Origin of the sequence: Thiohalomonas denitrificans (assembly GCF_016841685.1) — a bacterium.
Classification (GTDB): domain Bacteria; phylum Pseudomonadota; class Gammaproteobacteria; order Thiohalomonadales; family Thiohalomonadaceae; genus Thiohalomonas; species Thiohalomonas denitrificans_A.
Map to the genome: position 1 here is coordinate 1 of NZ_JAENYR010000052.1, position 21,707 is coordinate 21,707.

General features: G+C 61.1%; 20 protein-coding genes and 1 pseudogene. 8 read left to right on the forward strand and 13 right to left on the reverse strand.

Translation table 11 applies throughout. From position 1 onward, the window contains the following. Positions 1-151: 151 nt before the first annotated feature. The 3 genes from thiE to Q7L05_RS11675 all read left to right on the forward strand — a co-directional run bounded on the left by thiE (position 152) and on the right by Q7L05_RS11675 (position 3,009). A complete protein-coding gene (thiE, locus tag Q7L05_RS11665; RefSeq protein WP_303906570.1) occupies positions 152-781 on the forward strand; it encodes a thiamine phosphate synthase in 630 nt (209 codons plus the stop codon). A 137-nt stretch (positions 782-918) separates the two neighbouring features. Continuing rightward, the gene (gene hemL, locus Q7L05_RS11670) at positions 919-2,205 is read left to right on the forward strand and encodes a glutamate-1-semialdehyde 2,1-aminomutase (protein WP_303906573.1); all 1,287 of its coding nucleotides are present in this window, start codon (positions 919-921) and stop codon (positions 2,203-2,205) included. A 174-nt stretch (positions 2,206-2,379) separates the two neighbouring features. Next, complete coding sequence (locus tag Q7L05_RS11675) at positions 2,380-3,009, forward strand: MBL fold metallo-hydrolase (RefSeq protein ID WP_303906576.1); 630 nt, start codon at positions 2,380-2,382, stop codon at positions 3,007-3,009. Positions 3,010-3,266: 257 nt separating this feature from the next. Here Q7L05_RS11675 and Q7L05_RS11680 read toward each other — a convergent pair whose 3' ends face one another. Next, positions 3,267-4,127 (reverse strand): LysR family transcriptional regulator, encoded by an 861-nt coding sequence (locus tag Q7L05_RS11680; RefSeq protein WP_303906579.1) that lies wholly within the window; start codon positions 4,125-4,127, stop codon positions 3,267-3,269. Between the two features lie 142 nt (positions 4,128-4,269). On the opposite strand from Q7L05_RS11680, the gene Q7L05_RS11685 reads away from it, so the two are divergent. After that, complete coding sequence (locus Q7L05_RS11685; RefSeq protein ID WP_303906582.1) at positions 4,270-4,608, forward strand: TusE/DsrC/DsvC family sulfur relay protein; 339 nt, start codon at positions 4,270-4,272, stop codon at positions 4,606-4,608. A 1-nt stretch (position 4,609) separates the two neighbouring features. After that, on the forward strand, positions 4,610-5,386 hold the full coding sequence (locus Q7L05_RS11690; RefSeq protein ID WP_303906585.1) for an HPP family protein: 777 nt from the start codon (positions 4,610-4,612) through the stop codon (positions 5,384-5,386). A gap of 182 nt (positions 5,387-5,568) precedes the next feature. On the opposite strand, the gene Q7L05_RS11695 is transcribed toward Q7L05_RS11690, so the two are convergent. The 7 genes from Q7L05_RS11695 to Q7L05_RS11725 all read right to left on the reverse strand — a co-directional run bounded on the left by Q7L05_RS11695 (position 5,569) and on the right by Q7L05_RS11725 (position 13,024). Then, a complete protein-coding gene (locus tag Q7L05_RS11695; protein WP_303906587.1) occupies positions 5,569-6,843 on the reverse strand; it encodes a bifunctional O-acetylhomoserine aminocarboxypropyltransferase/cysteine synthase in 1,275 nt (424 codons plus the stop codon). A gap of 49 nt (positions 6,844-6,892) precedes the next feature. Continuing rightward, a complete protein-coding gene (locus Q7L05_RS11700) occupies positions 6,893-7,306 on the reverse strand; it encodes a hypothetical protein (RefSeq protein WP_303906590.1) in 414 nt (137 codons plus the stop codon). A 176-nt stretch (positions 7,307-7,482) separates the two neighbouring features. Beyond that, on the reverse strand, positions 7,483-8,883 hold the full coding sequence (gene lpdA, locus Q7L05_RS11705; protein WP_303906592.1) for a dihydrolipoyl dehydrogenase: 1,401 nt from the start codon (positions 8,881-8,883) through the stop codon (positions 7,483-7,485). 291 nt (positions 8,884-9,174) lie between these two features. Next, positions 9,175-10,470 carry a dihydrolipoamide acetyltransferase family protein gene (locus tag Q7L05_RS11710; RefSeq protein ID WP_303906595.1) on the reverse strand — a complete coding sequence of 432 codons (1,296 nt, stop codon included), beginning with the start codon at positions 10,468-10,470 and terminating at the stop codon, positions 9,175-9,177. 90 nt (positions 10,471-10,560) lie between these two features. Beyond that, positions 10,561-11,535 (reverse strand): alpha-ketoacid dehydrogenase subunit beta, encoded by a 975-nt coding sequence (locus Q7L05_RS11715; RefSeq protein WP_303906597.1) that lies wholly within the window; start codon positions 11,533-11,535, stop codon positions 10,561-10,563. Then, positions 11,528-12,610, reverse strand: a complete 1,083-nt coding sequence (gene pdhA / locus Q7L05_RS11720) for a pyruvate dehydrogenase (acetyl-transferring) E1 component subunit alpha (protein WP_303906602.1) — start codon at positions 12,608-12,610, stop codon at positions 11,528-11,530. The genes Q7L05_RS11715 and pdhA overlap by 8 nt, the downstream gene beginning before the upstream one ends. 189 nt (positions 12,611-12,799) lie before the next feature. Further along, positions 12,800-13,024, reverse strand: coding sequence for a DUF378 domain-containing protein (locus tag Q7L05_RS11725; RefSeq protein WP_317623124.1), 225 nt, complete (start codon positions 13,022-13,024; stop codon positions 12,800-12,802). A gap of 320 nt (positions 13,025-13,344) precedes the next feature. Between Q7L05_RS11725 and Q7L05_RS11730 the strand changes: the two genes are divergently transcribed. Further along, positions 13,345-15,348, forward strand: a complete 2,004-nt coding sequence (locus tag Q7L05_RS11730; RefSeq protein ID WP_303906607.1) for a bifunctional DedA family/phosphatase PAP2 family protein — start codon at positions 13,345-13,347, stop codon at positions 15,346-15,348. Between the two features lie 26 nt (positions 15,349-15,374). On the opposite strand, the gene Q7L05_RS11735 is transcribed toward Q7L05_RS11730, so the two are convergent. From Q7L05_RS11735 to Q7L05_RS11750, 4 genes are all read right to left on the reverse strand, one after another. Further along, positions 15,375-15,962 carry an LON peptidase substrate-binding domain-containing protein gene (locus Q7L05_RS11735; RefSeq protein WP_303906610.1) on the reverse strand — a complete coding sequence of 196 codons (588 nt, stop codon included), beginning with the start codon at positions 15,960-15,962 and terminating at the stop codon, positions 15,375-15,377. A gap of 11 nt (positions 15,963-15,973) precedes the next feature. Continuing rightward, positions 15,974-16,591, reverse strand: a complete 618-nt coding sequence (locus Q7L05_RS11740) for a flavin prenyltransferase UbiX (RefSeq protein WP_303906613.1) — start codon at positions 16,589-16,591, stop codon at positions 15,974-15,976. Positions 16,592-16,849: 258 nt separating this feature from the next. Continuing rightward, positions 16,850-18,238: a UDP-N-acetylmuramate:L-alanyl-gamma-D-glutamyl-meso-diaminopimelate ligase gene (mpl, locus tag Q7L05_RS11745; protein ID WP_303906616.1), complete on the reverse strand. Its 1,389-nt coding sequence runs from the start codon at positions 18,236-18,238 to the stop codon at positions 16,850-16,852. 69 nt (positions 18,239-18,307) lie between these two features. Beyond that, a complete protein-coding gene (locus Q7L05_RS11750; RefSeq protein ID WP_303906619.1) occupies positions 18,308-18,859 on the reverse strand; it encodes a hypothetical protein in 552 nt (183 codons plus the stop codon). A 121-nt stretch (positions 18,860-18,980) separates the two neighbouring features. Here Q7L05_RS11750 and rnd point away from each other — a divergent pair, with 121 nt between their 5' ends. Further along, positions 18,981-20,129 carry a ribonuclease D gene (gene rnd, locus Q7L05_RS11755; RefSeq protein ID WP_303906621.1) on the forward strand — a complete coding sequence of 383 codons (1,149 nt, stop codon included), beginning with the start codon at positions 18,981-18,983 and terminating at the stop codon, positions 20,127-20,129. Between the two features lie 132 nt (positions 20,130-20,261). Continuing rightward, positions 20,262-21,416 (forward strand): phospholipase D-like domain-containing protein, encoded by a 1,155-nt coding sequence (locus Q7L05_RS11760; protein WP_303906624.1) that lies wholly within the window; start codon positions 20,262-20,264, stop codon positions 21,414-21,416. 46 nt (positions 21,417-21,462) lie between these two features. On the opposite strand, the pseudogene Q7L05_RS11765 reads toward Q7L05_RS11760, so the two are convergent. Next, positions 21,463-21,707 (reverse strand): annotated as a pseudogene (locus tag Q7L05_RS11765) (hypothetical protein); the annotation flags it as partial.

The following is a 21,707-nucleotide window of genomic DNA, read 5'->3' on the forward strand; positions in this document are numbered from 1 at the left end:
TTCGTCATCGATTCGGGGCCGCGCAGCGGCGGGTACGGCTCGCAATGACGGCTAAGAGTTCGTCATTGATTCGGGGCCGCGCAGCGACGGGAAGTTGCTCGCAATACGGACACCTCTCAGTGCCCTCTGTGGTGAACTATATGAGCGCTCTATGAATACATTCGACACACTTCGCGGACTGTACGCGATTACCGACGAAAGCCTCATTCCCGACGAGCGGCTGGTCCCGGCGACCGCGCTGGCGATCGATGGCGGGGCGCGTGTGGTCCAGTACCGCAGCAAACACCCGGATCCGGCGCGTCGCCTCTGGGAGGCGCAGGACCTGGTCACACTCTGTCGCCCCCTCGGCATCCCGCTTATCGTCAATGATGATGTGGAGATCGCTCTGCAGGCGCGTGCTGCAGGCGTCCATCTCGGCAAAAACGACAGCGATATCGCGGCGGCCCGGGAGGTCCTGGGCCCGGAGGCCATCATCGGCGTCTCCTGCTATGACCGTCTGGAACTGGCTCTGGAGGCCGAAAGTGCCGGTGCCGACTACGTGGCCTTCGGCAGTTTCTTCCCCTCCTCCGTCAAACCCGACGCGGTTCGCGCCAGCCCCGATCTGCTGCGCAATGCCAAGGCGCGCCTGACCGTGCCTGTGGTTGCCATCGGCGGCATCACCGCCGACAATGGCGGCACCCTGGTGGCAGCCGGCGCCGACATGCTCGCCGTAGTCAGCGCCGTTTTCGGCGCAGAGGATATCCGCGCCGTCGCCCGTAAAATATCCGACTTGTATGAATAACCACGGGGGGGGACACGGGGAGCACGGGGAAAACACTTGTTCAAAACCACAGAGCACACAGAGAAAAGCTTTGGTCCTCAGTGGTTAATAGGCTTTCCCCGTGCTCCCCGTGTCCCCCGTGGTCAAAACCAAAAGGAATGAAGATGCCGCATTCACACGAACTCTTTACCGCTGCGCAGAAACACATCCCCGGTGGCGTGAATTCCCCGGTGCGCGCCTTCCGCGGCGTGGGCGGCGAGCCGATTTTCTTCAAGCGTGGCGAGGGGCCGTACCTCTGGTCCGAGAGTGACAAAAAGTACATCGATTACGTTGCCTCCTGGGGGCCGATGGTGGCGGGTCATGCCCACCCGGATGTCATCCGGGCCGTCCAGGAAACGGCGGCCAACGGCCTCTCCTTTGGCGCACCGACGGCGGTCGAGACCGAAATGGCCGACCTACTGTGCGAGCTGGTTCCCTCTATGGACATGGTGCGCATGGTCAACTCCGGCACCGAGGCGACCATGACAGCCATTCGCCTGGCACGCGGAGTGACGGGACGCGACAAGATCGTCAAGTTCGAAGGCTGCTATCACGGCCACTCCGACTCGCTGCTGGTCAAGGCGGGTTCCGGCGCCCTCACACTCGGCGTACCCAACTCGCCCGGAGTGCCGGCGGCGCTGGCCGAACACACCATCACCCTGCCCTTCAACGACATCGAGGCCGCCAAGGAGGCCTTCACTCACATCGGCGGCCAGGTGGCGGGCATCATCGTCGAACCGATTGCCGGCAACATGAACTGCATCCCGCCGGTCCCCGGTTTCCTGGAGGGGCTACGGGAGATGTGCGACGACTACGGCTCCGTGCTCATCTTCGACGAGGTGATGACCGGCTTCCGTGTGGCCCTCGGCGGCGCCCAGGCCCACTACGGGATTACCCCCGACCTCACTACCCTCGGCAAGGTGGTCGGCGGAGGCATGCCGGTGGGCGCCTTCGGCGGCAAGCGGGAAATCATGGAGCATATTTCACCGCTGGGCCCGGTCTATCAGGCCGGCACACTCTCCGGAAATCCGGTGGCCATGGCCGCGGGACTGGCAACGCTGAAGCTGGTTATGCAGCCGAGCTTCTATCACGACATCAGTAAAAAGACCGACCGGCTGGTCAAGGGTGTGCTGGAAAAAGCCAGGACTCACGAGATCCCCATGAGCGCCAACGCCGTGGGCGGCATGTTCGGACTCTTCTTCACCGAGGAACCGAATATCACCAACTTCGCCCAAGTGACCGAATGCAACGTGGATCGTTTCAAGCTGTTCTTCCACGGCATGCTGAACGAAGGCGTCTATCTCGCCCCATCGGCGTTCGAGGCCGGCTTTGTCTCCGCCGCGCACAGCGAAGCCGACATCGACGCCACCGTCGAAGCCGCCGGGCGGGTGCTGTCTACGCTTTGAAATAGTCAACCAAACCACGGGGGCCACGGGGCGCACGGGGAACATGGATATAACCATCCATAACACGGAGAACACAGAGCGCCCGGAGGGTTATATGAAAGCTGTGCTCTGTTTCGTCCCCGTTCTCGTGGTTAATCCCCGTGTCCCCCGTGCTCCCCGTGGTTAATACCTGATATGAAATACCGAATCATTCCCGTCACCTCTTTCCAGCAGAACTGTTCGCTTATCTGGTGCGAGCGCACGAACCGTGCGGCGCTCATTGATCCGGGTGGTGAGCAGGAACGGCTGATGTCGGCGATCCGGCAGAAAGGACTGACGCTTGAAAAGGTGCTGCTGACCCACGGTCACATGGACCACGTGGGAGTGGCCCGGTCGCTGGCGGATGCCGTCGGCGTATCGGTGGTTGGTCCTCAGCGGGAAGACGCCTTCTGGTTGCAGATACTGCCGCAGCAGGCAGAGATGTTTGGATTACCACGAATCGAGCCGTTCGAACCGGATCAGTGGCTGGAGCATGGTGATACGGTGAGCGTTGGCGAAGAGCGGCTGGAAGTGATTCACTGCCCGGGGCATACGCCGGGGCATATCGTCTTCTATCATCCGCGAGCCCGGCTGGCGTTTGTCGGCGATGTGCTGTTCCAGGGGTCCATCGGCCGCACCGACTTCCCGCGAAGCGATCATACCGCGCTAATTGCATCCATCCGCGAGCGACTCCTGCCCCTCGGAGATGACATCGAGTTCGTCCCCGGCCACGGCCCCATGTCCACCTTCGGCGCCGAACGGCAGAGCAATCCCTTCATCCGTTAGGTTCACCACAGAGAACACAGAGCCAAGAGAGAGCACGGGGGGATTTGAAACCAATAACCGGTGGCCCCCGTAGTGATATGACTTCGTGCTTAGAAAGCCTCAGATCCTTTACGAGCACTACCCGCCGCTCCGCGGCCCCTATCAGTGACGAACATTCAGCTGTCATTGCGAGCCGTACCCCCTGCTGCGCAGACCCGAATCAGTGACGAACATTTAGCCGTCATTGCGAGAGGTCCCGACAGCGCCCTGGCGGCTCCTCAGCGCAGCGTTACGTTCTGCTCCTTTGCTGCCAGTTCGCGCAGCCCCTCCAAGGCCAGTGCCAGGCACTCCTCATTGCGATCGAGGGGATAAACCATATAGGCGGGCATGGTGAATGCCGGACTGTCTTCCACTACCCAGAGCCGCTCCCGGGCAACCAGGGATCGCACCGTGCGGGCGGGGAAGTGGGCAGAGCCGCCGTTACGCAGCAGATACTGCATGGCGAGCCAACCGATGTTGGTATTCAGGGCCGGCGGCGGGGCTTCTGCATACATGGTGCTGAACTGCGCCTGGAACTCCTGACCCCAGTCGATATGTACATAGTTCTTGTCCGACCAGTCGCGGTCCGGATCGGTGGTAACCAGCAGCAGAGATTCATCAAACAGACGTTCGATACCGAGGCCGGGGCGGCGCTCCGGTGTATACATCACGCCGATATCGATGATGCCCTGCACCAACTGCTGGATCATTTCGTCCTCGAGGCTTACCTCCATACGCAACGAAATATCCGGCGCTGCATCCCTCATCCAATCGACCCAGCGCGGCAAAAACCCTTCCCACAAGGCAATACGGGCACCCAGCGTGATACTACCGCTGAAGCCGGCGGGAAGGCCAACCTCATGTCGCGCCTGCTCCACGGTTAGTACCAGCATTTTGGCATGGCGCAGAAAGCGCGCCCCCGCAGCGGTCAGGTCGGCACCACCACGGCCTCGACGAAACAGCTGCGCGCCCAATTCCCGTTCCAGCGACTGGATACGCGAACTCACGGTGGATTGGGTCACGTGTAGCCTGGCTGCGGCGCCTACGAAATTGCCGGCCGCGGCCACGGCAAGGAAGGTGCGGGCAAACTCGATCTCCACGGTTCTCGACTCCAACTATCGAATATGTCGATATTATGATGCAGAAAATATCGTTTGTCCGATTTAGAAGCCATCTCTACTCTTAGCAGCAGCAGAAAAAACCGATTCAGCGATTAGTTAGTGAATGAGGAGAGAGTGACAGATGATTGCCGACAATTCAGGAAATCGTGTCGCCACCGACGAAGAGGGCTATCTCATAGAACCGGGTCACTGGGATCAAGCCGTGGCCGAGCACCTCGCCGCCCAGGAACATCTGCACCTCACTGAAGAACACTGGAAGGTGCTTCGGTTCATGCGGAGCTTCTATGACGAGCATCAGATCGCTCCCGATGCCCGCTTCACCATCAAGTTTCTCGCGGAAGAGCTCGGCTACGGCCGCAAGGCACGTAATTACCTGTTCAAATTGTTTCCCTACGGCTATGTCAAGCAGGCGTGTAAACTGGCCGGGATGAAACGTCCGCGGGCCTGGAGCACCGGCTGACATGTCGGTGGCAAAGCATGCCTACGCCGGCCTCCGGGACTGGATCAACAGCAGCGATACGCATCCCACCACCCATCGTGAGAAGGTGATATCGGCAGTGGGTGGTTTCGTTGGTATCCTGATGGTGTTCTGGGTGAGCAGCCGCATCCTGGATCTGCAGGGTGCCGCACTGATGGTGGCATCCATGGGTGCATCGGCGGTGCTGCTGTTCGCGGTGCCACACGGCAGTCTGTCCCAGCCCTGGCCGCTGATCGGCGGCAACTTGTTGTCGGCGGCAGTGGGGGTCACCTGCGCCTCGTGGATAGCAAACCCGCTACTGGCCGGCCCGCTGGCGGTGGCCATCGCGATTGTGGTGATGTATTACCTGCGCTGCATTCACCCCCCGGGCGGAGCGACGGCACTGGTGGCGGTGGTGGGCGGGCCGCAGGTCCACGCTCTGGGGTACGGTTACCTGCTGGAGCCGGTACTGGTCAATGTACTCGTCATATGGGCAGTGGCCGTGTTGGTCAATTATCCGTTTGCCTGGCGCCGCTACCCATTAAGCCTGAACCCCATTCGCCAATCCTTGCCGCCGGTGCCCGTCTGCTCTGGCGAGAAATGCGTGATCGCTCACAGCGACCTGGTGTACGCGCTGTCGGAGCTGGACTCGTTCATTGATGTTTCCGAGGAAGATCTCCTGCGAATCTATACATCCGCAATGCGACATGCTATCGAGCCGGCGGACGTCGCAGTTAAAGCGGCCCCGGGAAATGCCATCGTCGCCTACGGAAGAGGCTAATCCGGGCCATTCGGCGGCGATGTTCTGCAATGGCGATAAGATCGCCGACCTGCGCGCGGGTCGACCTTCAGACCGTCAAACATCCACTCCCGGATCACACCTTTCGATCTGCCCAAAAGGGTCGGGCTGAAGGCCGACCTACAGGTAAAGGAGGTGCCCCGGTAAAAAGCCGGGGCGATGGATTACTTTGCTGCCGCGAGCGCCTGTTCCACGTCGGCGATAATATCGTCGATGTGCTCGATGCCGATCGAGAGGCGCACCATATCCGGGGTTACACCCGCCTTTGCCAGCTCTGCCTCGTCAAGTTGACGATGGGTGGTGGTGGCCGGGTGGCAGGCCAGGGATTTGGCATCGCCGATATTCACCAGGCGCACCACCAGGTTCAGCGCATCGATAAATTTGGCCCCCGCTTCTCGGCCGCCCTTGATGCCGAACGCGAGGATGCCGGAACCCCGGCCGCCCATGTACTTCTGCACCAGGGCATATTCCGGATGGTCAGCTAATCCCGGATACTTTACCCATTCCACCTGCGGGTGCTGCTGCAGGTATTCAGCTACTTCCCGCGCATTATCGCAGTGGCGCTCCATACGCAGGGCGAGGGTCTCGATGCCCTGCATGAGCTGGAAGGCGTTGAAGGGCGAAAGGGCCGCGCCCATGCTGCGCAGCGGGACAACCCGGCAGCGGCCGATGAAGGCGGACTCACCCAGCGCCTCGGTATAGACCACCCCGTGGTAGGAGGGGTCCGGCTCAGTGAGCATCGGAAAGCGATCGGTATGCTCGGCCCACGGGAACTTGCCCGAGTCCACCACGATGCCGCCCAAGGTGGTGCCATGCCCGCCCATGTATTTCGTCAGCGAGTGAATAACGATGTCGGCGCCATTTTCAATGGGCCGCCACAGGGCCGGCGAAGGCACGGTGTTGTCCACCGCCACCGGCACGCCCCTGGCGTGGGCCATCGTTGCCAGTGCCTCGATATCCGTCACGTTCACCGACGGATTACCGACGGACTCACAGAACACCAGCTTGGTCCGGTCATCAATCAGGCTTTCGATCTGCTCGAGGTCGTCGTAGGCGGCGAAGCGCACCTCGATACCCTGACGCGGCAGGGTATGGGCGAATAGATTGTAGGTCCCGCCGTAGAGTCGGCTGATGGAGACGATGTTGTCACCCGCCTCCGCCAGCGTCTGAATGGTGTACGTGATAGCCGCCATGCCCGAGGCCAGCGCCAGGGCGCCGACACCGCCCTCCATGGCCGCCACCCGTTGCTCCAGCACTGCATTGGTAGGATTCATGATGCGGGTATAGATATTGCCCGACACCTTGAGGTCGAACAGGTCCGCCCCGTGCTGGGTGTCGTCAAAGACGTAGGAGGTGGTCTGATAGATAGGCACCGCCGCCGACTTGGTAGTCGGTTCCGGTTCATAGCCACCATGAATGGCGATGGTCTCGAGCTTCACGTCGAACTCCCCCAGGTTAGCTATCGGTGTTGATGCCTGAGCGATATTTTTATTGGTCTTCGCTACCCGGTTTCAGCATCCGTTTACGGCGCTTCACTTTGATAATCGGCTCGGGCCTGGACTTGGGCCCGGGCTCTTCCGAAATCGGTGCCGGCGGATAGGTTTCTGACCACGTCCGCTGTTTCGGAGGGGGCGGCACATTGGGACGCAGCTTGGGGCCATTCCCGATGAGCCGGGCGATAGCCGAGGGTCCCGCGTTCTCCGCTTCGGCGGGTAGCGCGTCAGCCCACGCCTTTTCAGCTCCGGAAAGGTAGCGGGAAATCTCGCGCGCGGCAGTATCCGGCGGGAGTCGCAAAATATTGCGGACTTGGCCGTGGACCATTTCGGCCGAAAATCCGTCGATATGGCTAACGATGTTTTTGGACCGGTCGACGTGCCAGCCGCTGTCATTCGAGTCGTTCAAGATGGGCTCCGAGTCGGTTTGGACGACTGAAGGTCAATGAAAAGATCAGATACTTCTAATGATATCGCTTTAAGGGCCTTTAACGCTATTGGCAATGGGACACAATGAGACATCCAACCGGCCTGCACTTAGGACCAGCTTTGCGGACCCTCTGGTTCCGACATCAGTAGCCCGGATTACTTGAAGTGGGTTGATCCGCCCAGGGTGAGTTCGGCCGCCTCGCTGAGGGTTTCCGAAAGGGTGGGATGAGGGTGGATGCTGCGGGCGAGGTCTTCGGCAACGGCTCCCATCTCGATGGCCAGCGTGGCCTCGGCGATCAAGGCCTCCGCATGCCGTCCGACGATACCGACGCCCAGGAGGCGGCCGCTTTCCGGATCGCTGATCGTCTTGGTCATGCCCTCCTCGGCTCCCATCGACAGGGCACGGCCGGAGGCCTTCCAGGGGAAGCGGTCGACCCGGACTCGGGTCTCGGACGATTGGGCCTCTCTCTCGGTAAGTCCGCACCAGGCGATCTGCGGATCCGTATAGACCACGGCCGGAATGGCGCGGGCATCGAATGCAGCGGGTTGTCCGGCAATGGCTTCGGCGGCCACTTTTCCCTCATGCATCGCCTTGTGGGCGAGCAGCGTGCCGCCGACCACATCGCCAATCGCGAAAATGTTGGCATCTGCGGTCCGCCGCTGCTCATCGGTCCGGATGGCGCCATGCCGGTCTCTCTCGACGCCGGTCGCCTCCAGGTTGAGTCCCTCGATATTGGGTACACGGCCAATCGCAACCAGAACCCGATCGAACCGTTCGGTGCTCTCGACATCTCCGGCCAGCGCGACCTGTACGGTCTCGCCCCTGATTTCCAGACCGGTCGCCCTGGTGTTGTAGTGAATTGCCTCGAAGCGCTTTTCGAGCTTGCGGGCCAACGGCTTTACAAGATCGTCGTCGACGGGCGGCAGCAATCGATCCTGGCTCTGTACGATCGTCACCCGACTGCCCAGGGCGGCGTATACGGTACCCATTTCCAGCCCCACATAGCCGCCCCCTATGGCCAACAGGCGCTCAGGGATATCCGGCAACTTCAGTGCACCGGTGGAATCCATAATCGGGCCGCCGGCTTCGACGCCGGGGGGCATCCGGGGTCGGGAGCCGGTGGCAATGATGGCGTGCCGGAAGTCGATGGCCGCAATGTCGGAGTGCTCCAGTCGCACCCGTTCAGAGCTTTCAAAGTGGGCGCGGCCACGGATGAGCTGCACTCCGCGCTTGCGGCAAAGCCCCTCCAGACCGTGGACCAGTTGGCCGATCACCTTGTCGCGCCAGCCCCCCATGCCCTTCAGATCGATTTCCGGCTCACCGAACCGCAGCCCCATGGATTCTGCCGCGCGGGAGGCCTCCAGCAGTTCGGCCAGGTAGAGCAGCGTCTTGGAGGGGATACAGCCGCGCAGCAGACAAACACCGCCGAGCGGTTCGTCGGTCACCATGGTGACATCCAGTCCCAGGTCGGCAGCGCGAAAGGCCGCCGCATATCCACCGGGACCGCCGCCAATCACCAGCAGGTCGGTGTTGACCGGAAGTTCGCCCATTACCATTTTCTGCTCTCCTTTCGCCGGAATGGAACGCCTTCAGTCGTTTCCCTGCGGGGAAGAAGGCACCCTTCCTGACCAGTGCAGCCTTTGAGACCACCCTCATCCCGTGTTTCGATATCGGTCCGGCCCTCCCTCCCCTCCATGTAGGTCGCCTGCATTTGTTTACCTCCTGCGGCATCCACAGGGATGGGGGAATGCAGAAGGGTTGCCGGGAACAACCCTGCCCGCAATCGTCTCCCTGAAGGAGACCCTTTGTTTAGTCATCTGCGCCCCACCTGCTTGAATTAAGCCACATCAGATCGAGAGCAGCAGCGACTCAGGATCGGCCAGCATCTCGGCGACGCTTCGTACAAAGTAGGCGGCATCGGCGCCGTCGTTGAGACGGTGGTCAAAGGTGAGGCTGAGTGGAAGCATCAGCCTTGCCCTGAAACGCCCCCGTTCGGGGTCTCCTTCGAGTACCGGCCGCCAGTCGGCACGAGTCATGCCGAGTATCGCCGCCTCCGGCGGATTGATCAGCGGAGTGAACCAGGTGCCCCCGATGCCACCGGGATTGGTCAGTGAAAAACTGGCACCCTGCAGCTCATTCATCTCCATCTTCCCGGCGCGGGCCTTCTCCGCAAGAGCGATCGTCTCAATGGCCAGTTCGATCAGGCTCTTGCGGTCGACATCCCGTACCACCGGCACCAGCAAGCCCTGCTTGGTGGCGACGGCCATACCGATGTGGCAGTAGTGCTTGAGGATGATGGCTTCGTTCTCCGCATCGAGACTGGCATTGAAACGCGGAAAGCGGCGCAGGACGGCGGCGGTGGCCTTCATGACGATGACGGTCATGGTCAGCTTGCCTCCGCGCGCCTTGACCGAATCGGCGTGTTCACGCCGAAAGGATTCGAGGGCGGTGATGTCCGCCAGGTCCTGGTGGGTAACCTGGGGAATACTCCGGGCACGCTCCATCTGTCGGGCAGTGGCGCGTCGGATGCCGTGCAGCGGCTGTCTCTCTACGGCTCCCCAGCGGCTGAAATCGGGCAGTTCGGCCGGGCGGACGGCCGGCGGAGCTTCAGGGGTAAATTCGCGCTCCGGTTTTTGGGCGACGCGCTGGACATCTTCGTCAGTCACGCGCTCGTGGGGGCCGCTGGGTTCGACCTGCCGCAGATCAACGCCGAGCTCCCGGGCTCTCCTGCGTGTTGCGGGTGAAGCGGGTACCGGCGTACCTGACCGCTCCGGCCGCTCGGGCTGAGACGGGCGATGCCGCTCCTTCGCCTCTCCTTTCATTGGCGGCTTCGCGTGCACCTCCTCGTCTTTGGCCTTTTCAGCTTTGGCCTTTTCAGCTTTGGCCTTTTCGCCCTTGGCCTCTTCGCCTTCGGCCTCATAGGTCAACAGGACGTCTCCGACGCGGACCATATCGCCCCGGTTTATCCGAACGTCTGTCACCTGTCCGGTGAAAGGGGATGGGACATCCTGGACAGCCTTGTCGGTCTCCACCGCAAACAGGGTGTCACCTTCGTTCACCCGGTCGCCGGAAGCGACTTTCAAGTCGAGGATTTCCGCCTCGTGGATCCCCTCGCCGGGGTCTTGCATTCGATATTCGGCCATATTTTTTCAACCACCGGGACCAGCAGAGAGTTACGGGTACAGAATTCGAGCCTGTCGACCTTCAAGCCGTTGACGGGCTGAAGCCCGGACCTACTGTAGCGCCCGACGCGCGGCGTGCACGATGCGCTCGGCATCGGGCAGGTACGCCTTTTCACGGGCGAAGAACGGCACGATGACGTCGTATCCGGTCACCCGTTCCATCGGTGCCTCCAGGTACCAGAAGGCCTTCTCGTTCAATCGCGCAAAGATCTCCGCCCCGGCCCCGAAGCTGCGCTGGGCCTCATGAACTATCACCACCCGCCCGTTTTTACGCACGGATGCGGCGATGGTTTCATCATCCATGGGTGAGATCGTCAGCAGGTCGATGACCTCCGGATCGATGCCATCGCCGGCCAATTGCTCGGCGGCTTCCAGGGTCGGACGCAGCATGGCACCATAGGCCACCAGCGTAATGTCGCCGCCCTCCCGGACGATCCGGGCCTTGCCCAACGGCAGGGTCTCCTCTTCATCCGGCACCTCTTCGCGGAAGGCGCGGTAAATCGCCTTGGGCTCGAAAAACACCACCGGATCCGGGTCCCGGATAGCACTAACCAGGAGGGCGCGGGCGTTGCGCGGTCCGGAGGGGATGACCATCTTCAGGCCGGGTGTGTGGGCGTAAAAGACTTCCTTGCTCTCCGAGTGGTGTTCGAGGGCACGCACACCGCCGCCATAGGGCGCCCGTACGACCATCGGTACACTCCACCTGCCCCGGGAGCGCCAGCGCATACGTGCGGCGTGCGATTCGAGCTGGTCGATGCCCATGTAGCTGAAACCGGAAAACTGGATCTCGCAGATCGGTTTCAATCCCGCCACCGCCATGCCGATACCGACCCCGACGATGGCCGACTCGGCGAGCGGCGTGTCCATGACCCGAACCTCACCGAACCGGTCGATCAACCCTTCCGTAATGCGAAACACTCCGCCGTCGCGCCCCACGTCTTCACCCATGACATAGACGCTTTTGTCACGCTCCATCTCCTGGGCAAGCGCCAGGTTCAGTGCCTTGGCCATGGTCAGCTTAGCCACCGCCGATTTCCTTCTGAAATGCGTCCCGCTGCGCCTTCAGGTAGTCCGGAGACTCTGCGTAGATATGCTCGAACATCACCGATGGATCGGGGTTCTCCATCTGCATCTGCGCCTCCTCCCAAGCCTGTGCGATCTCTTCTTTGATTTCCTGTTCGAGGCGCTCCACCTCCTGTTCCGAAAGCAAACCCCGACTCTCGAGATAACGACGAAAACGGATCAGCGGCTCTTTCCGCTCCCAGGCCTGCACCTCCTCTTCCGACCGGTAGCGGGTCGGATCGTCGGCGGTGGTATGCAGGGAGAGACGATAGGTAATGCATTCGATGAATGTCGGTCCCCCGCCGGCCCGGGCCCGTTCGGCGGCCTCGGCAGTTGCCACATAGACGGCCAGAACGTCATTCCCGTCCACCTGGATACCCGGGATGCCGTAGGCGATAGCCTTCTGCGCCAGTGTCCTGGAGTGGGTCTGTTTCTCACGGGGCACCGAAATGGCCCACTGATTGTTCTGGCAAAGAAAAATCGTAGGTGTGCTGAAGACGCCGGAAAAGTTGATCGCCTCGTGGAAGTCACCCTCGGACGTGGCGCCATCGCCAAAAAAGACGATGGCGACATCGTCCTTTCCCTGGGCGCGGGCGGAGTAACCCAGTCCTACGGCGTGGGGCACCTGGGTGGCAACGGGAATCGCAATGGGAAGATCATTGTTGCCCTCCGGCGGGAGGCCTCCTTCATTGAAACCTGCGTTGTAGAGAAGCAGGCCACTGAGCGGCGTGTCACGCCAGAGGGCCGCGGCGGTCTCACGGAAAGAGGGCACAAACCAGTCGGTTCTTCGCAATGGCGCCATCGCCCCGACCTGCGCAGCCTCCTGCCCTTTGACCGGCGCAAACGTACCGAGCCGGCCCTGGCGCTGAAGCTGCAGGAGGCGTTCGTCAAAACGGCGCGACAGAAGCATCACCCGGAAAAGCCGGCGCAAGGTATCGTCGTCGAGATAGGGGACCAGCTCTTCATCGGCATTGCCCTCCTCATCGAGGATGGACAGAAAAGAGATGGTCTGTTGCAGGTCGATTTCGGTCCGGGGCATGTCGTTCCATCTTGCGGCAGCCAGGTCAAGAAAGTGTGGACGTGAATATCCGGCATATCCATGAAACCCGGCCGGTACTGCCGCTTGACACAGGGAGTACGGGAACACGCAGGAAGCCGGCTTTCACCGGCTGTCCCCGTAAGCACCGTCCCCCCGTGGTTTATCTCTCAACGGATCCAGCCGGCTAAGCTAAGCTTCGACGGCCTCCTTGGTCCTTCCCCAGCGTATCGCTTCGACAGCGATATAGAGCGCCGAGAGACCCACCAGCGTATACACCAGCCGCGAAAGGAAGCTCATCGCACCAAAGATAGCCGCCACCAGATCGAAGCCGAAGATGCCGATCAGACCCCAGTTGAGCCCACCGACGATCAACAGCACCAGTGCGACCCAGTCCCAAGTATTGAATTTCGCCATTTTCGCCATGAGTGCTCCTCCTTGAGTTTGCATGACTCTATTTGCAGATTAGCCACAAAATGAAAAATTGCATGTTGCTAGCGTACTGTTGCACGCTTGGCGGTGCTTTCAGCGAGTCGCTGGCCGGCCAGCGGCTCGCCCGAAGGGAGCCCCCCAAAAACGCCATGACGGCGTTGCAGCGCTTGACAAGGGAATAACCATTGCCTGCGCGCTGCGCCTTGTCCTGACGTTTTTGGGGGGCTCTGAAAGTATCGCCAAGCATGCAACAGTACACTAGTTGGAAACCTGGACGCAGCAGATCTGCAGGGTAGAATTCCGCCATGGAACTGATCGCGCCACTGCTGGCCTGGATAGAAACCCATTCCACCTGGGCGGGAGTTCTGGTCTTTCTGATCGCCTTCTCGGAATCGCTTGCGGTCGTCGGGCTGTTTCTGCCGGGTGCGATGCTGATGTTCGGGATCGGTGCTTTGGTCGGTAGCGGAAGTCTCGAGTTCTGGCCCACCCTCGCCTTGGCGGCGACGGGCGCCATCGCCGGCGATGGTGTCAGCTTCTGGCTGGGGCGGTACTTCCACGAGGGGCTGAAAACGCAATGGCCATTCCGGACCCATCCCGAATTCATTGAGAACGCCACCCGTTTCTTTCAGCGCCACGGCGGAAAAAGCATCCTCTTGGGCCGTTTTATCGGCCCCATTCGACCCATCATCCCTGCGGTGGCCGGCATGATGGACATGCCCGTCGGCCGTTTTTTCGCCGTTAATGTGGTCTCCGGAATCCTGTGGGCGCCCGCCTATGTGCTTCCCGGAGTGGTATTCGCCGCCACACTGGGACTGGCTGCCGAAGTGGCCATGCGCCTCGCGGCCCTGATCGTCTTCCTGCTGGCTCTGCTCCTGTTCACCTTCTGGGCAGCCAAGCACACCTTCCGCTGGCTTCACCCGAAAGCGCACGCGATGATCGCCGCCCTGCTCGGCTGGAGTCAGCGCCATCCCTACGCCGGACGTCTGCCCGCAGCCCTGCTCGACCCCCATCACCCGGAAGGCAAGGCGCTGACGCTGCTGGCCTTTCTGCTTCTGGGTGCGGTGGCGGGGTTCGTGACGCTCTTTCCATTCACCGGCGAGGAGGGGTGGTTTCCGAACCTCGACTCCTATGTTTTCCACTCACTGCAGGAGCTGCGAACACCGGTGATGGACCGGCTGATGGTGGCGACCACCGAGCTGGGTGATGGGCGGGTTCTGTTGCCACTTTTCATTGTCGTTTTCGGGTGGTTGCTGCTGCGGCGCAGATTCAGAGCCGCCGCCCACTGGGGTGCCGTCGGGGCTTTCACACTCCTGGCCAATTACAGCCTGAAGGCGCTAACGGCACTGCAAAGGCCGACTGAAATTTACTATGGCGTTGCCGGCTACAGCTTTCCGAGCGGACATGCACTCAACAGCACGGTTTTATTCGGCTTTCTGGCCGTATTGATTGGGCGGGAGCTATCGGAACGATGGCGTTGGCTTGCGTATGCGGTAGCGGCGGTTCTCGCCGTACCCATCGCGTTTTCCAGACTCTACCTGGGTGTCCACTGGCTCACCGATGTGCTCGGAGGTCTGACGTTGGGGCTGGCCTGGATCGCTCTGGTGGGTATCGCCTATCGCCGCCACCCAGCCGGACATCTCTCTCCGGGTGCGCTCGGAATCGTTGCTTTGGTCACCCTGACCCTCGTCGGCACCTGGAATATCGCCACCGGTCACAGCGAGGACCTGGTCCGCTATGCGAAAACACCCGACACTCGGCAAATGACGTTGACCGACTGGCAATCGGGTGCCTGGCGACAGCTTCCCGCTTTTCGCGCCGAACTCCGGGGCATCCGGCGCCATCCGCTAACACTGCAGTATGCAGGAGGTTTGGAACCTCTCCGTGACCGGTTGCAGAACGCCGAATGGCAATCCCCCGCCCCACTGACCGGATTGTCCTGGCTACGCTGGCTTAGCGCCGCCCCTCTCGAGTCGGTCCCGGTTCTTCCACAGGTTCACAAAGGGCTGAATGAAAGCCTGTTATTAACCAGGAAAGGTGAAGCGTGCCCGATCGAGGCACTTCGGCTCTGGCCGAGCCATGTGTCTCTCGCTCCGCACGACCTCCCGCTATGGGAGGGCAATGTTTCGTGCCTGGTGGAAACCTCTGTTCCCGGTATAACGGTGCCCGTCACCGGAACGCACTTCGGGGCACCCCTGGAAAGATTGGTGGGGACACTGGGAAAACTTGAGCTGCCTTTCCGAACCGTCAATCGGGATATCATCGCAAACGACTGGGACGGACGCGTGTTACTGATCGGTTTCCCTCCATGAAAAAGGGGTATGGACCATACCCTACTTCAATAAGAGCCCGAGGCGATGGCGTTCTGAATTTTACTCAGACACCAATAAACGTCGCCGCTTTCAAGGAGCCGCTGTTTGCGGGAAAGCGGCAGGGGCAGAATTTCGGCCAGCCGCCCAGCGACCCAGACCGCATCGCCAAACTGGCGGGGCAGCGTGATATAGGGATGGTCCAGTTGTTCGAAGATCTCTTGGAGCAGCTCCGAAAGGGGAGCAAACCGCGACGGTAGCGGCCCGGACTCACATTCAGACAGATAGGAGACCTCCGCCATAATCAATCGATCGGGCATCACGCGGGTGGAATGGATGCGAAACCGGCGCTCGCCACGAACGGTAATCCCGAGCAAACCGTCGGGCCGGCGCTCCCAGTAAGTGATCCGCGCCAGGGTGCCGATGTCATGGGTTTCGGCAGCTTCGCCCACCTCCCCTCCCTGTCGGATCAGCGCCACACCAAAGCCGGATTCATCTCGCAGAGAGCGGCTGATCATGTCCAGGTAGCGGGCCTCGAACAGCCTCAGCGTCAGCGGGCCGCCGGGAAACAGAACCGTGTGGAGGGGAAACAGCGGAATTTCAGTCGCTTCACCCACACCCTTCCGCCTCAGTCTGGTCCGCCGTAGCCCCAGCGGGGCACCAGCCTGTGCTCGACGCCGATATGGTCGAGCACACGAGCCACCATGAAATCGACCAGATCCCCGATCGATTTCGGGTGGTGATAGAAACCGGGTGCGGCCGGCATGATGGTCACCCCGAGGCGTGAGAGATTCAACATGTGCTCCAGGTGAATCGCCGACAGGGGTGCCTCCCGCGGCACCAAGACGAGCCGACGACGCTCTTTGATCATGACATCCGCGGCACGTTCGATCAGGTTGTTACTGGCACCCGTGGCGATCGCCGAAAGCGTGCCGGTTGAACAGGGACACACCACCATGGAATCCGGTGCCGCCGATCCACTCGCAACCGGGGCCATCCACTGCTCCCGCCCGAATACCCGAAGCTGACCGGGTGCAGCCCCGAAACGCTCCGAAAGGAACCCCTGCATCGCAGTCGGCTGTCCCGGCAAGTCAAGATCCGTCTCCGTTGCGATCACCACCTGAGCCGGCGAAGAGACCATTAGATAGACCGGACGGCCACTTTGAATCAGGCACTCCAGCAGCCGCAGACCATACGGTGCCCCGGACGCCCCGGTTATCACCAGCGTCACCGCCTTGCGGCTCATAGCAGCTCTCCGTCAAAAACAGTACCGCAGAGGCGCAGAGACCCGAAGACTGCTGGAGAAACTGCGATCTCGGTGATCGATGCAGGCATCGCGACTCCAGTGAAATAGAAAGGACAGGCTGCCAGCAGCCTGTCCGACAACATCGTTTTTTGTAGGTTGGGGTAAGTTATATGCGAACCCAACGCTGGTTTTGTTGGGCTTCGTTCCTCAGCGCCAACCTACATTTTGGAGCCCATTGCTAATTCTCGGACAAGGCTCCTAGCTCTCGGTGTCTCTGCGTCTCTGCGGCATCGCCGTTTTTTCCAAAACACTTAAAAGACGGTCGTGGATGCCGCCGAAGGCACCGTTACTCATGACGAGGATCTGGTCGCCGGGGCGGGCTTCGGCCACCAAATCTCTAATAATAGCTTCTATGTCGTCGTAAACGGCGGTCCGGTCTTTAGCGGGTTCGAGCATGGGGGCCGAGTCCCGGCCTACATCGACGGGTTGGTAGAGATAGATCCGGTCCGCCTGCTGGAACGATTCGGCCAAGGCATCCCGGTGTACGCCCATACGCATAGTGTTGGAACGCGGTTCGAGCACGGCATGAATGCGGGCCTTACCCACCTTGCGGCGCAGCCCCTCCAGGGTGGTGGTGATCGCGGTGGGGTGGTGGGCGAAGTCGTCGTAAACCGTGATACCGGCCACCTCGCCCCGTACCTCCATGCGTCGTTTGACGCTCTTGAAGCCGGCCAATGCTTCGATGGCCAGTGTTGGCGGTACGCCGGCATGACGTGCAGCGCCGATCGCCGCGAGGGCGTTGGCCACGTTGTGGTCGCCCAGCAGCTCCCAGGTGACGCTCCCCTGCAACTCGCCTTGCCAGAGCACGTCGAAACGACTGCCGTCATCGACGCATTTTCGCGCGGCCCAACCCTCTACCGAATGGACAGGCTCCACCTGTGTCCAGCAGCCCATATCCAGCACATCATCAAGCTTGCGTTCACCGCCGGGCGCCAGGATCAGCCCTTCGCCGGGTACGGTTCGCACCAGGTGATGAAACTGCCGCTGAATGGCGGCGAGGTCCGGAAAGATGTCGGCGTGATCGTATTCCAGATTGTTCAGGATCAGAGTGCGCGGGCGGTAATGGACAAATTTGGAACGTTTGTCGAAAAAGGCGGTGTCGTACTCATCCGCCTCCACGACGAAAAAGGGCGTGTCGCCGGCCCGCGCCGAAACGCCGAAGTTGTACGGCACGCCACCAATGAGAAAACCGGGCGCCATGCCGGCATCTTCCAGTATCCACGCGAGCATGGCCGAGGTGGTGGTCTTGCCGTGGGTACCGGCAACGGCCAGCACCCAGGCATCCCGCAGCAGGTTTTCCCCAAGCCACTGGGGACCCGAGGTATAAGGAAGGTTACGGTTAAGGACGTGCTCCACGGCCGGATTTCCGCGTGATAGCGCATTGCCGATCACGACCTGATCGACGTCACTCGGAATATCTGCCGGGTCCCACCCTTCTGTGAGGGCGATCCCCTGCTCCTCCAACTGGGTACTCATCGGCGGATAGACACCGACATCCTGTCCGCTGACCGAATGCCCCTTCTGTCGGGCGAGCAGGGCGATACCGCCCATGAACGTACCGCAAATACCAAGAATATGAATATGCATGCCAGTTAGCCTGAATTATTCACCGCAAACAGGCGAAGCCCGCTTGTCTTTGCGGTGAAGTGGCGAAAGTCAACCGGGCGGCGCCGGGGTAATGAAGTCGGCGAGAGCGAAGGAGACCAGGATATAACCGAGTGCTGCGAGCAGGCCCATTCCGGACGAGATGCCCAGTGCGTGGCGGAATATATGGCCGGCCAAAGCGATATTCCATCCCAGAACCAGTAAAGAGAGCAGCCCTGGCAAGGCTCGCTGTGCTTCCGGAACCGCGAAGAACCAGGCGGTCAGCAGAATCGCGAGCGCTCCCAGCAGCACCTCGCAGCCCGCCAGGGCGGTTAACGTCTGGACCGCCCGCGCACGGAGTCCATACAAACCCAGCAGGCCCTGCACGAAAGCCACCACCATCACTGTACCGGCGAGCGCGGAGGCCAAAGCCACCTCCGGCGTCAGGCTAAAAGTACCGAGTCCCACCCCGATGCCCCAGTGCAGGAGCAGAATCAGCGCCAGTAGAACATTGGAGGCAGGGAGGATCTGGGGGCCCGCGCGCAGACGCAGGATACTCCAGAATGTCTCAATCAGTGCCTGCATCGTCTCCGGCGGCTCCACGCGAAAGTTGGCCGCCATCATAGCCGCAGCACAAAGTCGGCATCAATGCCAATTCGGGTCCATGCCTGCCCTTCACCCCCTATTCGGGTCCTAACACCGATATTCCGTATAATGCGGTCTCCACATATCAGGCGGGGCTCCAATGACCGATCGCTACATCGACACTCCGGAAGGGCTGGAAGAGCTCTGCAATGAGCTCCGCGGCAGCCAATGGCTGACGCTGGATACCGAATTCATTCGCGAAAAAACCTATTACCCGCGCCTCTGCCTGCTGCAGGTTGCCAATGAATCCGTGGTGGCCTGTGTGGACCCGCTGGCACTCCCCAGCCTCGATCCGCTGCTGGACGTTCTCTACGACCCGACCATCACCAAGGTCTTGCACGCGGCCCACCAGGATCTGGAAATCCTCTTCGGGCTGAGAGGTGCGGTTCCGGCGCCGATTTTCGATACCCAGATCGCCGCCACCGTCCTGGGCGGAGGCGATCAGGTCGGCTACGGTAACCTGGTAAAGGCGGAACTCGGCATCGAGCTGGAAAAGGCCCATGCCCGTGCCGATTGGTGCCAGCGCCCTCTGGAGAAAGATCAGATCCAGTACGCCGCCGATGATGTGCGATACCTGCGCGACATCTACAGCCGCCAGTTTGGCCAGCTGCTGGAACTCGATCGCGAAGAGTGGCTGGCCGACGATTTTGCCGCCCTTTCCGATTCCGGGCGTTACACCAATCCGCCCGAACAGGCCTGGCAGCGTATCAAAGGTGCAGGGAGGCTAAAGGGCGTACAACTTGCGGTACTACAGCAACTCGCCGCCTGGCGGGAACAGCGGGCGGTCGCGTCCGACCGCCCCCGCCGATGGATCGTGGCCGATGCTATCCTGCTGGATATCGCCCGCCAGATGCCAGATAGCCGCACAAAGCTGGAACGTATCCGCGGCGTGGAGGAAAAACTGGTCAATCGCCACGGCGAGGCATTGCTGGAGCGGGTCGAATCCGGACGAAGTGCGCCTCGCGATATCTGGCCGCAAGCAAAGGAAAGTTCCCGCCTGGTCCCCGAACAGGATGAGGTGGTCGACACCCTCATGGCAGTACTTCGCGCCCGCTGTCGCTCCCGTCAGGTGAGCCCCGTCGCCGTCGCCAACCGGCGTGACCTCGAACGGCTGGTCCTGGGTGAACGCGACCTGCCGCTGTTGCGCGGCTGGCGATATGCAGTGGCAGGCGAAGATTTAGAGGCCATGCTAGAGGGAAGCATGGCACTTTCCATTCAGGAGGGCCGTCTGGCCATTGATGAGGCCTAACGGCCGGTTTTCCTGAACCATCTTGAACCACGACCCGGCTTGCTCCCGTGTGCCCAATGGCCGTAGACCCGTTTTTTCAGATGTGACGCCTCTGGGAGCCTGTCACTAGGGAAGATTGCCAAAGGAGATAGGGTGAAAGCGAGAACCTACCGCTATCCCTGGCGGGACGGGAACCGGTTTCGGCTACTGGTGGACGGCGCACATTTTTTCCCGGTAATGCTGCAAGCCATTCACGAGGCCCGGCAGTACATCCTCTTCGAGATGTACCTGATCGAATCGGGAAGGATCGCCGATCAGTTCATTGAAGCATTGCGCCTGGCGACCGGGCGTGGTGTGCGCACCCACCTCTTGCTGGACCACTACGGCGCCGGCGAACTTTCACGCCACGACAGGCGGCGATTGATTCAGGCCGGTGTTGAACTGGTCTACTACAACCCCGTCAGCTTCGGCCGATTTCACGGCAATCTATTCCGTGACCACCGAAAACTGCTGCTCGTCGACGGCCGGGTTGCGTTTGTTGGGGGCGCGGGCATTACGGACGATTTCGATCCTCCCCACCATCCCGAACAGGGCTGGCACGAAACGATGGTCGAGATACGGGGTCCCTGCGTAGCCGACTGGCACAATCTGTTTGAAAAGAATCGCGAACGCTGGACTGCCACTCCTCTGGAGATTGACCTGCCGGTTCCCGAACCGCTGCCGGACGGCCATCCAGGGCGTGTCATCATGAATGCGCCGGCCAGGGCCGAGGTAAAACGCTCACTGCTGAAGCGGATTCGTGGCGCAAAGCAGCGGGCTTGGATCGCCACAGCCTACTTTATCCCCTCCCGAAAGATCCGTCGGGCGCTGAGGCGAGCCGTGTCACGAGGAGTGGACGTGCGGCTCTTGTTGCCGGGGCCGCGCACGGATCTCCCGCCCGTTCGGCACGCCGGACGACGCTATTACGGACACCTGCTCCGCCACGGGATTCGTATCTTCGAATACCAGCCGCGATTCCTTCACGCCAAGGTATTGATGTGCGATGAATGGATCTCGATAGGATCCAGCAATATCGATCGCTGGAATTTCAACTGGAACCTCGAGGCGAACCAGGAGATCGATGACCCCGATTTACTGAGCGCGGCCAAAGCTATGTTCGATCACGATTTCGGGGAGAGCTTCGAATACAACTGTGAAGCTTGGGCTGCCCGGCCCTGGTACCGACGATGGCCGGAGTGGTTCTGGGGGATCATCGAACAGTGGATGGAACGCCGTACCCAGCAACGCCGCGACCGATACGGTCCGTGAGGAGGAAGCCGAGGTTATTCACCGCAAGGGCTCGTGCTGATGCACCTCACCTGCGCATCAGCACGAGCAGAGCCTTGCGATGATCCGGACTGACAGCCTCTGGGCAGGCTTGACCAATCGCAGCCGCTAGTGGCCCCGACCTGACTTCTTTTTGGCGGAACCCTTTTTCGGCGTCGCCTTCTTCGGGGCGGCCTTCTTCGGCGTCACTTTCTTCGGGGCAGCCTTCTTCGGAGCGACCTTCTTCGGAGCGGCCTTCTTCGGGGCGGCCTTCTTCGGAGCGGCCTTCTTCGG

What these genes read in the sequence shown, in the direction of transcription:
- lpdA (WP_303906592.1), bottom strand. Translation starts at nt 8,883, where the DNA reads ATGGTAATGGGCGAACTTCCGGTCAACACCGACCTGCTGGTGATTGGC.
- Q7L05_RS11730 (WP_303906607.1), top strand. Translation starts at nt 13,345, where the DNA reads ATGGAACTGATCGCGCCACTGCTGGCCTGGATAGAAACCCATTCCACC.
- Q7L05_RS11690 (WP_303906585.1), top strand. Translation starts at nt 4,610, where the DNA reads ATGTCGGTGGCAAAGCATGCCTACGCCGGCCTCCGGGACTGGATCAAC.
- Q7L05_RS11750 (WP_303906619.1), bottom strand. Translation starts at nt 18,859, where the DNA reads ATGATGGCGGCCAACTTTCGCGTGGAGCCGCCGGAGACGATGCAGGCA.
- Q7L05_RS11740 (WP_303906613.1), bottom strand. Translation starts at nt 16,591, where the DNA reads ATGAGCCGCAAGGCGGTGACGCTGGTGATAACCGGGGCGTCCGGGGCA.
- Q7L05_RS11725 (WP_317623124.1), bottom strand. Translation starts at nt 13,024, where the DNA reads ATGGCGAAATTCAATACTTGGGACTGGGTCGCACTGGTGCTGTTGATC.
- hemL (WP_303906573.1), top strand. Translation starts at nt 919, where the DNA reads ATGAAGATGCCGCATTCACACGAACTCTTTACCGCTGCGCAGAAACAC.
- Q7L05_RS11685 (WP_303906582.1), top strand. Translation starts at nt 4,270, where the DNA reads ATGATTGCCGACAATTCAGGAAATCGTGTCGCCACCGACGAAGAGGGC.
- Q7L05_RS11710 (WP_303906595.1), bottom strand. Translation starts at nt 10,470, where the DNA reads ATGGCCGAATATCGAATGCAAGACCCCGGCGAGGGGATCCACGAGGCG.
- rnd (WP_303906621.1), top strand. Translation starts at nt 18,981, where the DNA reads ATGACCGATCGCTACATCGACACTCCGGAAGGGCTGGAAGAGCTCTGC.
- pdhA (WP_303906602.1), bottom strand. Translation starts at nt 12,610, where the DNA reads ATGCCCCGGACCGAAATCGACCTGCAACAGACCATCTCTTTTCTGTCC.
- mpl (WP_303906616.1), bottom strand. Translation starts at nt 18,238, where the DNA reads ATGCATATTCATATTCTTGGTATTTGCGGTACGTTCATGGGCGGTATC.
- Q7L05_RS11675 (WP_303906576.1), top strand. Translation starts at nt 2,380, where the DNA reads ATGAAATACCGAATCATTCCCGTCACCTCTTTCCAGCAGAACTGTTCG.
- thiE (WP_303906570.1), top strand. Translation starts at nt 152, where the DNA reads ATGAATACATTCGACACACTTCGCGGACTGTACGCGATTACCGACGAA.